The sequence below is a fragment of the Yinghuangia sp. YIM S09857 genome, assembly GCF_051388915.1.
In the GTDB taxonomy this organism is placed as follows: domain Bacteria; phylum Actinomycetota; class Actinomycetes; order Streptomycetales; family Streptomycetaceae; genus Yinghuangia.
The window spans coordinates 196,368-204,866 of the sequence record NZ_JBPKBH010000015.1; the positions used below are offsets into that span (position 1 = coordinate 196,368).

General features: G+C 69.8%; 5 protein-coding genes. All 5 read right to left on the reverse strand.

Translation table 11 applies throughout. The annotated features are described in order from the left end of the window. Positions 1-46: 46 nt before the first annotated feature. Entirely contained in the window at positions 47-1,351 is a 1,305-nt protein-coding gene (locus ACRX5S_RS28405; protein WP_436775974.1) for a hypothetical protein, read from the reverse strand. An 88-nt stretch (positions 1,352-1,439) separates the two neighbouring features. Next, positions 1,440-4,301 (reverse strand): ABC transporter permease subunit, encoded by a 2,862-nt coding sequence (locus ACRX5S_RS28410; protein ID WP_436775975.1) that lies wholly within the window; start codon positions 4,299-4,301, stop codon positions 1,440-1,442. A 5-nt stretch (positions 4,302-4,306) separates the two neighbouring features. After that, positions 4,307-6,532, reverse strand: a complete 2,226-nt coding sequence (locus ACRX5S_RS28415; RefSeq protein WP_436775976.1) for an ATP-binding protein — start codon at positions 6,530-6,532, stop codon at positions 4,307-4,309. Between the two features lie 483 nt (positions 6,533-7,015). Continuing rightward, positions 7,016-7,138 (reverse strand): hypothetical protein, encoded by a 123-nt coding sequence (locus ACRX5S_RS28420; RefSeq protein ID WP_436775977.1) that lies wholly within the window; start codon positions 7,136-7,138, stop codon positions 7,016-7,018. Between the two features lie 29 nt (positions 7,139-7,167). Further along, entirely contained in the window at positions 7,168-8,229 is a 1,062-nt protein-coding gene (locus ACRX5S_RS28425) for a LacI family DNA-binding transcriptional regulator (protein ID WP_436775978.1), read from the reverse strand. Between the last annotated feature and the right edge of the window lie 270 nt (positions 8,230-8,499).

Below are 8,499 nucleotides of genomic sequence, written 5' to 3' on the forward strand. Positions count from 1 at the left end.
GTCGGGCCGGCGGCCGGACGGACCCCACGCTGTCTCGCGCCGTGCCTCAGGACGTGCTCAACACGAACTTCCTGGCGGCCGCGTCGTACGTGAACAGACGTGCCGGAAGCGCACCGTGGGGGCTGGCCTGGGCGTACGTGGCCTTGTCGGCGAAGCCCGCCTGTTGGAAGCTGCCGAGGCCGAAGCCTGCGTTCTGGAACGTCTCGTAGTTGAGCTCCTGGCCGGCCTTCTCGGCGATGGCCTTGAAGAGCGTGAGGTTGCGGCAGGCGGCGTTCGGCGCGACCTGCGGGGTGGGGGTTCCAGCGGGCAGGCTCATCGGATCGACGGTCAGCTTGCCCTTCGCATCGGGGTTCGCGGCCTCGATCGTGGTCATACACTCCTGGTTGGTGGCCTCCGACCACTGGGCGTTCAGACCCAGCGCACCCGCGTTCGCCAGGGTGGAGAAGTCGTGGCCTTCGCCGTTCGCGTACGCCTGCACCTGCTGGAAGTCGGTGAACAGCAGGCGGGGCCGGAACTTGGTCTGTTCCAGCACCTGCGGGAACGACGCGCCCATGCTGCCCACGACCACGACGGTGTCGGCTCCGGACGCCTGGAACTTCTGGATGAACACTCCGGTCTGCTGGCCGACTGCCGCCGCGTCCTGGGCGGGCGCGTCGAGGACGGCGGCCTCCACCGGTGTCACGCCCATCTTTTGCAGCGCCGGAACGACCGTCTCCTTCATCACGGCCTGCTCGTTGACGTTCGAGATCACCGCGACCTTCTTGCCGGCCAGGCTGTTGTCCGCGTTGAACAGGGCCATGCCGTCGCCGACTTCGTCGCCGCCGCGCTGGTCGGCGAACCAGGGTGCCTGGGCCTGCGCGTAGCGTTTGGCGGTGAGCTGGCCGCCGACCGCGATGGTCTTGTTGGTCTGCACGTAGCACAGCGGCTCGTCGCCGTTGAAGTTGCCGAGGACCGCGAAGACCTTCTCGTCCTGCGTGAGTTTGACGCAGGTCTCCTGCGCGGCGGCCGGGGAGATGAGGTTGATCTTGCCGAACACCGGCACGAGCTTGCGGCCGTTGATACCGCCCGCGTCGTTGATCTTCTTGATCAGTGCGTTGTACGCGGCCTCGTAGTCGCCGTGGTCGATGCTGACGAACGCCTTGACGCTTTCGAGGTCGGGGTACGTGATGCCGATCTTGACGGAGTCGGCGGTGACACCCGGCGCGGCCTTGGACGCCGGAGGCGCGGCCGGGGCCCCCGAAGCGGGGCCGGTGGCGTCGCCCTTCTTCTCCGCGGTGCACGCGGAGAGGACGAGCGCGCCTGCGGCGGCGAGAAGGACTGCGGTGTTTCGTCTGGTGCGGTACGGGGGCATGCTCGGGTTCCGTTCTTCGGAGGATGTGGGGCGGGAGCCGTGCCGGAATCGGGGGCGGACATACGCCCCCGAGCGCCGGAGTCGTGGGTTACACGGGCGTCGAGGCACCCGTGGCGGCCGGGTCGTCCACCGGGCCGGCCTGCCTGCCGCTGCGTTCGATGGCGCGTTCGTCGGTGCCGAGGTAACTGGCGATGACCTTGGGGTCGTTGCGGACTTCGGACGGTTGCCCCGCGGCGATGACGCGGCCGGTCTCCAGGCAGTAGACGCGGTCGGAGATGCCCATGATCAGGGGCATGTCGTGTTCGATGACGAGCATGGACGCGCCCATCTCGCGGCGGATCTCCTGGATGAGCGGACCGAACGCCTCGGTCTCGCGCTGCGCGACACCGGCGGTCGGTTCGTCCAGGCACAGCACCCGGGCGTCCAGCGCCAGCAGCCCGGCCAGTTCGACGATGCGGCGGGTGCCGGTGGACAGATCGCCGATGAACGCGTCGACGTAGCGCCCCAGTCCGAGGAAGTCGACCAGGTCGTCGGCGTCGGACCGCTTGGCGCGCTCGCGTTTGAACGTGTGCGGCAAATGCAGGGCCGTGGACAGCAGGCCGGTTCGACCGCGTGCTTCGAGAGCGATCTGCACGGTCTCCCTTACCGTCAACTCGGGGAAGAGCGTGGCCGCCTGGAACGTACGCCCCAGGCCGAGGCGGGCCCGCTTGGCCGGGGCGGTGCCGGAGACGTCGCGGCGGAGCAACTCGACGTCGCCCTTGCTCGGGACGAACCCGCCGATGGCGTTCATCAGCGTGGACTTGCCGGCGCCGTTCGTGCCGATCAGGCCGACGATCTCGTCGGGGAACACCTGGACCGACACCCCGTCGACCGCGATGCGCCCGCCGAACCGGACCAGTACATCCGACGTGGCCAGGACCGGTCGGCCGGTCGGCGGCGGTGTCCGGGAGGTGCGGGTGAGCGCCTTGGGCGTGGCCGCCGCCGCGGCTCGGGCCGGGGCAGGCCCCATCCGCCGGTCCGCCCAGGCCAGGACCGCGTCCCGCGCGGAATAGCCGACCTGCACCAGACCGCCCGGGAAGTACAGCAGCAGGACCAGCAGGCCCAGGCTCGACGTGAGCAGCGGCACCAGCTCGTTGTCCGGGAAAAGCGCGGGAAGGCCGATCACCCACAGCGAGCCGAGCACCGATCCGGACACCGAGCCCAGCCCGCCGATCACCACGATCGAGACCAGGGTCAGCGAGTCCGAGCTGAGGAAGTACTTGTCGGCGTACGGCACGGTCTGCACGGCCCCCGCGAGCAGGGCCCCGCCCAGCCCGGCGATCCCGCCGGCGAGGGCGAACGCCCGCAGCTTCACCCGGGTCGCGCCGACGGTGTACGCGGCCGCGGTGGCCGGGTTGTCGCGTACGCCGATCGTCGTGCGACCGACACCCGAACCGCGCAGCCGGGCCACCACCGCCAGAACCACGAAGAGGACGGCCAAGACCAGGTAGTAGTAGGCCCGTTGGGTGGACACGTCGATGCCGAAGACGGTGCTGCGGGGGAACGATGCCGTGGTGCTGCCCTCGTCGTGGAAGACGTCGCGCCGGTAGAAGTACTGCTCGGCGGCCACCGCGAACGCGAAGGTGCTCACCGCGAGCAGCAGTCCGCGGACACGCAGCGCGCCCGCCCCCACGAAGGCCGCCAGAGCGGCGGTGAAGAGGGACGCGACCGCCACCGCGGCGGGGAACGTCAGCCCCCGGAAGCTGTAGACGGTGTCGCCGAGTTCCAGCCGCAGCCCGCGGTTCAGGGATGCGGCGGTCAGCGCGCCGAGGCCCGCGAACGCCATTTGCCCGAGCGAGAGTTGCCCGGCCCATCCGGTCAGGACGGTCACCGACGCCGCCGCGATTGCGTAGCACAGGATCACGGTGTAAAGCAGGTGCCGCGAAGGCTGGGTGACCAACAGCGGCACGACGATCGCGACGAGTCCGAGGAAGAGCAGCGTGGCCCGCTCCATGTGGCGGACCCACCAAAGGCCGCGCAGCCGCTCCGGGACGGGCCTGACCTTGGGGGCGAAGGAGAACGCCGACGTCTCGGTCTCGCGGCCGCGACTGACGAAGTACACCGCGACAAGCACGACGAGCAGGAACACCAGGTCGGTCAGGCCGGGTTGGTCGAGCCAGTTGAACTGGATGAACGACTGGACCAGGCCGAGCGCCACGCCCGAGGCGAGCGCGATCGGGAACGAGACCATGCGGGCGATGACCGCGGCGGCCAGGGCGCGCAGAAGGGTCGTCGGACCCAGTGTGGTGATCTGTGTGAGCGACTTGTTCTGCGCCGAGATCAGGATCAGGCACATGGTGCCGATCAGGCCGGCCAGGGCCCACACCGCGGTCGACACGAGTTTGGGACTGATGCCGTTCAGCCGGGCCAGTTCGGGGTTCCCGGCGGACGCCTTGACGGTCTTGCCCAGGACGGTCCGCCCCAGGAACAGCGCCAGCAGGACCGCCGTCAGCGGCACGGCGACCAGCACGGCCGTCTGCGCACCCGAGACTTGCAGATCGCCGCCGAGCTCCCAAGTCCCGCTCCAGGGCACCGGATAGGACTCGGTGGGGTGGTCGTCCAGGTCCGGATAGGCGGCGACGATCGTCAGCGCGAGCTGCGCGACGCCGATGGTCGCGACCAGGACGATGACACGCGGCGCGTTGAAGAGGCGGCGCACGACGGCGAGGTCGACGACCGCCCCGAACAGCGCCCCGACCGCCAGGGCGATCACGAGCGCGATCCAGTACGGCACGTGGTAACGCACGGTCAGCAGGGCGAAGAGCACCGAGCCGACCAGGCCCATGTTGGCGACGGCGAAGTTGATGACGCGGGTCGAGCGGTTCACCAGCACGATGCCCATGGCGAGCAGACCGATGACCAGGCCGGTGACGGCTCCATCGAACAGGAGTTGCAGCGTTGGCGTTTCCATGTCCGTCAGCCGCCTTCCCTGCCCAGGAACACCGCGCGGGCGAGGTCGTCGCGTTCGGCCAGCTCGCGGGCCGGACCGGTGAAGCGGACCTGGCCCTTCTCCAGGAAGACCGCACGGTCCGCGATGGCGAGGGCGATGTTCAGGGACTGCTCGACCACGATGATCGTCAGGCCGTCCGCCTTGAGCCGCTCGATGATGGCGAGCAGGTCCTGCACCACGACGGGGGCCAGGCCGAGCGAGAGTTCGTCGATGAGGAGCACCTCGGGCTCGTGCATGAGCACCATGGCCAGCGCCAGCATCTGCTGCTGGCCGCCGGACAAGGAGCCCGCCGTCTGACGCTGACGCCCCGCCAGGTCCGGGAAGAGATCCAGGACGTACGCGAACCGCTCGTCGCGCCGGCCAGGCGCCTTGCGGAACCGGAACGCCGCCATCTCCAGGTTCTCCCGGACGGTCATGTCCGGGAACACGCCCTTGCCGCCGGGCAGCAGGTGGATGCCGTAGCGGCCGCGCTGCTCCGGGGCGACGTAGGTGATGGTCCTCCCGTTCAGCCGCACCACACCGCGTGACGGGGTACCGAGGCCGCAAATCACCTTGAGGATCGTCGACTTGCCGGCGCCGTTGGTGCCCAGCAGGGCCAGGGTCTCGCCCCGCTTGACGTCGAAGGCGACATCGAAGAGCACCTGGACGTGCCCGTACGAGAAGTCGATGTTGTTGACCTGGAGCACCGGGATGCTCTCGGGCGCCTCGGCCTGCCGGTCCCGCTCTTCGAGCTCCTCGCGCAACTCCTGTACCACCATGGACAGATCGCCCTTGATGAACGTCGAGCTGCGCACCACCAGGTAACCGCCGACCAGGATCGCCGGTACGCCGACGACGAGCATGGCCACGCGGGGGTCGTAGGCGTTGCTGATCAGCGCGGACAGCAGGGCGCCGCCGGTGGCGCCGATGAAGAAGATGTAGATCGCGGACAGCGCGCTGCCGAGCCCCCGCAGCCGGTAGGGCACCACCGAGGACAGCACCGGGCCGACCATCGCGAAGGCCGCGGACATGAGGATCGAGGACGGTATGCCCACCGCCGTGAAGGCGACCACGTTGGGCATCGCCCACTGGACGGGCAGCAGCACGGCACAAGGGAGGATCAGATATCCCAGCAGGGCCAGCGCGCGGGCCGGGTCGCGGCGGTAGAGGCGGTCGTAGCGGGGCCCGATGAACGGCAGGGCCACCAGCATGCTGACTCCGCCGATGGTCCCCAGCACGCCGCGCTCGAACGACGAGGCGCCGAAGTGGTCCTCCAGCCAGAGGTTGGTCAGGATCGCCCCGGTGAACAGGCTGAAGCCCATGGCGGCGAAGGCCATGATCGTGGTCCGCAGGGAGCTGATCCGCATGAGGCGCGCGAACGCCGCCTCGACGGAGATGGGCATGGGCTTGTCGTCCTCGACGACTTCGCCGAGCACCGACTTCATCTCGTGCTGGCCGCGCTTGGGTTCGGGCAGCCGGAACGCGAACACCGCCACCACGAGCGCGGGCAGCCCCAGCAGGAAGAACGGCCAGCGCCACCCGTTGGCGCCGCCCGCGAGTGTCGCGATCCCGCCGACGACCAACGGGCTCAGCGCTCCCGCCACGCGGGCGGAGCCGGCGTTGACGGCGCCGAGTCGGCCGCGCACACCGATCGGGTAGGTGTCGGCGATCATCGACCCGTGGACGGGCAGCGTGCTCGACTTCGCGACGCCCACGCCGAACCGCGACAGGAACAGCAGGAACGCGTTCGCGGCGAAGCCGCAGGCGAAGACCATCGCCGAGAACGCGATGCCCGCCCAGCCGATGACGCGGTTGCGCCGGAACCGGTCCGCCAACCACCCCATGGGCAGGGCGCCGAGCACGAGGAACGCGCCGGAGGCGGCCGAGATGAAAACGATGGCGCCGTCGCTCATGCCGAACGCGTCACGGATGTCCGGCGCGAGCACGGACAGTGTCGCGGACTCCAGTTCGTCCATCGCGGACAGCAGCGCGAGGGTGGCGAACGTCGCGGACCCTCCCGCGGCGAGGCCCTGACGCAGCGTCAGCGATGCGTCGCCGACGCCGGGCAGCAGTTCGTCCGCGAAGACGACCTGGCGCTGGGCCGCCGCCTGCTGCGCCTGCCGCTCCGCCTCGGCGTCGACGAGCCCCGCGGCCAGCCCGGCGGCCGTCGTCCCCGGACGTTCGGGCTCGGCCGAATGAGACGGAACGGTCACGGCCGCCTCCGGAGGAAGCGGCGGTGCCCGATGGTGGACTGGGACATGGAACTCTCCCACGAGGTGAGGTGCGGGGCCGAGATCGGCTGGTCGGGCGGGTAGTTCCGGCCAGGCGCCCCTGGGAACACTGTTGGGGGAAGTGACATGAAACGATTCAGGGCCACGCCTGGGATGTCGCCCGTGTTAACGGCGGGGGTCGTGCGGGGAGCGTAGCGACACCCTTCGGGGATACGCCAGGGGTTCGCTTGCGTTTCTCGGGCCGTTCTGATCCTTTGCCCAGTCGGCCGGGCGGGAGATGCGTGAGATTTTACGTATTTGATACGCGAAGAAGGTGCGAGGCGAGGCTTGAATGCCCCTCGTCCGGCCGCGCCTATTTGATGTAGGGCACACGCAAAACTTCGGGCGGGCTGCCGGAGCGCGGCCGTCCGGCCGGACGGCGCCGTCCCGAACGGGCCCGTAGGGTCCGCGGCGGTCTGCGCGGAACTACCTCGCGACGGGCCGCGTCGAGTTGCGGACGACCAATTCCGGGCGGAGCACCACGCTCTCGTGGCGGTGCAGCGCCTCGGTGTCGAGATGCGTCTCGTCCAGGAGCAGTTCGGCGGCCACGCGCCCCACCTGGTTCGCCGGTTGNGGAACTACCTCGCGACGGGCCGCGTCGAGTTGCGGACGACCAATTCCGGGCGGAGCACCACGCTCTCGTGGCGGTGCAGCGCCTCGGTGTCGAGATGCGTCTCGTCCAGGAGCAGTTCGGCGGCCACGCGCCCCACCTGGTTCGCCGGTTGGCGCACGGAGGTGAGCGGGACCGCCGCGGCCGCCGCGAACTCGATGTCGTCGTAGCCGACCAGGGCGATGTCGTCCGGCACACGCACGCCGGCGGCGTACAACTCCTGAAGGACGCCCAGCGCGAGCAGGTCGTTGGCGCACAGGACGGCGGCGGGGCGCGGCGAAAGGCCCAGCAGTCGGGCCCCCGCGTCGCGGCCCGACGCGACGTCGAGGCGCTCCGAGTCGACGTAGGTCAGCGCGTCGTCCGGCAGTCCGGACTCCCGGACGGCGCTCAGTGCGCCGAGCCGGCGGTCGCGGACCTGGGGAAGATGGCGGTGGCCGCCGACGTACACGATGGTCCTGTGGCCGGCCTGCAACAGGTGTTGCGCGGCAAGGTTGCCTCCGAGGACGTCGTCGACGGCGACGGAGCATCCCAGGGAGTCGGGCAGGGCGCGGTCGACGAGCACGAACGGAGTGCCCTGGGCGCGCAGGGTGGTGACCGTTCGGTCGCTCGTGTCGGCGGGAGTCACCAGGACGCCGCGTACGCGGTGTTCGGCGAACAGGGAGAGGTACTCCGACTCTTCGTACGTGCTGCCGGCGCTGTTGCAGACCATGACGCCCAATCCGGCGCCCCGCAGCGTGCGTTCCGCCCCCTTGGCGACGTCGGCGAAGAAGGGGTTCGCCAGGTCGAGAACGAGCATGGCCACCAGACGACTGCGACCGGCGCGCAGTTGCCGGGCGGATTCACTCCGGACGTAACCCAGGTGCTCGATGGCCGCGCGGACGCGCACGCGGATCTCGGCGGACACCTTGTGCGGCTGGTTGATCACGTTGGAGACGGTGCCGACCGAGACGCCCGCGTGGCGGGCCACGTCTTTGATACCCACCCTGCCGGGAGCGGCCGCAGGAGTGACCTTCGCTATCGATGGCGGCATGCGGGTCATCCTAGGACCACGCCCGGGTCGGCTGCGGGGGGCGGTGGCACAGATTTTGAGTATGGAGTACGCATTGACATGCCGGACGGCTCGCCGTACCTTGCGGGGACATCTGTCTTGAAACGTTTCATAATCCGCGGTTGCCCAGCACCCGGATGGCAAGGAGCCAGGCATGTCAAAGGAGTTGGCGGCCCGGGCCGCTCTGCGGGCCCAGCGCATCGAGACGCCGTCATGGGCGTACGGCAACTCCGGTACGCGGTTCAAGGTGTT